The organism is Stenotrophomonas sp. HMWF003 (assembly GCF_003061285.1).
Taxonomy (GTDB): domain Bacteria; phylum Pseudomonadota; class Gammaproteobacteria; order Xanthomonadales; family Xanthomonadaceae; genus Stenotrophomonas; species Stenotrophomonas maltophilia_AP.
The window spans coordinates 1-2,156 of record NZ_QAIW01000131.1 but is presented as its reverse complement, the minus strand read 5'-3'; the positions used below and the strand labels follow the sequence as shown (position 1 = coordinate 2,156).

At 70.0% G+C, this 2,156-nt stretch carries 3 protein-coding genes; 2 read left to right on the top strand and 1 reads right to left on the bottom strand.

Going from position 1 to position 2,156, the window contains the following annotated elements:
* Both DBR34_RS22145 and DBR34_RS05015 read left to right on the top strand, forming a co-directional pair.
* On the top strand, positions 1-262 hold a 262-nt coding region (locus DBR34_RS22145; protein ID WP_258223672.1), incomplete at its 5' end, for an AIR carboxylase family protein.
* Positions 259-1,407 (top strand): 5-(carboxyamino)imidazole ribonucleotide synthase, encoded by a 1,149-nt coding sequence (locus DBR34_RS05015; RefSeq protein ID WP_128095950.1) that lies wholly within the window; start codon positions 259-261, stop codon positions 1,405-1,407. The genes DBR34_RS22145 and DBR34_RS05015, both read left to right, overlap by 4 nt.
* Before the next feature lie 111 nt (positions 1,408-1,518).
* On the opposite strand, the gene DBR34_RS05010 is transcribed toward DBR34_RS05015, so the two are convergent.
* Positions 1,519-2,100 (bottom strand): superoxide dismutase, encoded by a 582-nt coding sequence (locus tag DBR34_RS05010; RefSeq protein WP_128095949.1) that lies wholly within the window; start codon positions 2,098-2,100, stop codon positions 1,519-1,521.
* Positions 2,101-2,156 lie beyond the last annotated feature (56 nt).

Sequence of the window (2,156 nt, the reverse complement as noted above, 5' to 3'; positions counted from 1 at the left end):
GGCCAAGACCGCCGTGCCGGTGCTGGGCGTGCCGGTGCAGTCCAAGGCCTTGAACGGCATGGATTCGCTGCTGTCGATCGTGCAGATGCCGGCCGGCATCCCGGTGGCCACCTTCGCCATCGGCAACGCCGGCGCGTCGAACGCGGCGCTGTTCGCGGCCGCGATGCTGGCCCCGGAGCAGCCGGCGATCGGCCAGGCGCTGGACGCGTTCCGCGCCCGCCAGACCGAAGACGTCATGGCCCACGACGATCCGCGTCAATGAGCACCCGGACCGTAGGCATCCTGGGCGGCGGCCAGCTCGCCCGCATGATGGTGCTGGCCGGGGCGCCGCTGGGGCTGCGCTTCGAACTGTTCGACCCGGCCGCCGATGCCTGCGGTGCCCAGGTGGCGCCGCTGCAGGTGGCCGCGTTCGACGATGAGGCCGCGCTGGCCGCATTCGCCGCCCGCGTGGACGTGGTCACCTTCGATTTCGAGAACGTGCCCGCGCACAGCGCCCGCTTCCTGGCCGAGCGCGTGCCGGTGTATCCCAACCCGGATGCGCTGGCCGTGGCCCAGGACCGCCTGAGCGAGAAGACCCTGTTCCAGCAGCTGGGCATTCCGCTGCCGCCGTTCGCCGACATCCGCAGTCGCGACGAACTCGCCGCCCGGGTGGCCGAATTCGGCATGCCCTGCATCGTCAAGACCCGCCGCCTGGGGTACGACGGCAAGGGGCAGTTCCGCATCCGCAGCGCGGCGGATATCGATGCGGCCTGGGCCACGCTTGGTGAGTACGTCGAGAAGACCGGCCTGATCCTGGAGGGCTTCGTCGCCTTCGATCGCGAAGTGAGCGTGGTGGCCGTGCGGGGGCGCGACGGTGAATTCCGTGCCTGGCCGGTGACCGGCAACTGGCATGTGGACGGGGTGCTGTCGGCCAGCCTGGCCCCGGCGCGCTTGAGCCCGGCCCAGCACGAGGCGGCCATCGGCCATGCCCGTGCGCTGGCCGAGCGCCTGGACTATGTGGGCGTGTTCGCGCTGGAGCTGTTCTGCCGCGGTGACGAACTGCTGGTCAACGAGATGGCGCCGCGCGTGCACAACTCCGGTCACTGGACGATCGAAGGCAGCGAGACCTCGCAGTTCGAGAACCACCTGCGGGCCGTGCTCGGCCTGCCGCTGGGCGACACCCGCATGCTGGGACAGGCCTGCATGTTGAATTGGCTGGGCGTGATGCCGGCTGCTGAGGCCGTGCTGGGCCAGCCCGGCGGGCATTGGCACGACTACGGCAAGCAGCCGCGCGACGGCCGCAAGGTGGGCCATGCCACGCTGCGCGATGACGACGCGGGCAGGTTGGCCGATGCGTTGGAAAACGTGGGCGGGCAGCTTGATCGCGGCGCCCAGGTCGCCCCGGTGGTCGCGGTGCTGCGCGGGTAGAAACGGTGGAAGGGGACGAGCGCCCCGGTCACGACCAACGGTCGTGACCTGCCGATAGGCACCGACCGTAAACGCCCACGTAGGTACCGACCGTTGGTCGGTACACACCGCTCAATCGCGCAACTGCGCCGCCACGAAATCCCAGTTCACCACCTTCCAGAACGCCTCCAGATAGCGCGCGCGCTCATTCTGGTAGTCCGTGTAATACGCGTGCTCCCACACATCACAGGCCAGCAGCGGGGTGCTGTGCCCGGTCAGTGGGGTGCCGGCGTTGCGCGTGCTCTGGATGGCCAGCGCGCCGGTCGGGTGCTGCACCAGCCAGACCCAGCCCGACCCGAACAGGCCCAACGCGGCGCGCTCGAACTCTTCGCGCAGCCGGCGCACATCGCCGAAGTGGCGGGTCACCAGTTCGCCCAGCCGGTCCTTCGGATCGCCGCCGCCGCGCGGGTGCAGGCACTGGAAGTAAAACGCGTGGTTCCAGGCCTGGGCGGCGGCATCGAACAGACTGCCCTGGCTTTGCCGCACGATGTCCTCCAGCGGCAGGTCGGCCAGCTCGGTGCCTTCGATGCGCGCGTTGACCGCCTCGATGTAGGCACGGTGATGGCGGCCGTGGTGCAGGTCCAGCGTTTCGGCCGACAGGTGCGGCTGCAGGGCGGTGCGGTCGTAGGGCAGGCGGGGCAGGTCGAGGGGCATGGCTCGCATTGGATTGGGGACGGGGGCGCCGGAGGCAGGGCCGGAAGGCTTACAAT

What these genes read in the sequence shown, in the direction of transcription:
- DBR34_RS05015 (WP_128095950.1), top strand. Translation starts at nt 259, where the DNA reads ATGAGCACCCGGACCGTAGGCATCCTGGGCGGCGGCCAGCTCGCCCGC.
- DBR34_RS05010 (WP_128095949.1), bottom strand. Translation starts at nt 2,100, where the DNA reads ATGCCCCTCGACCTGCCCCGCCTGCCCTACGACCGCACCGCCCTGCAG.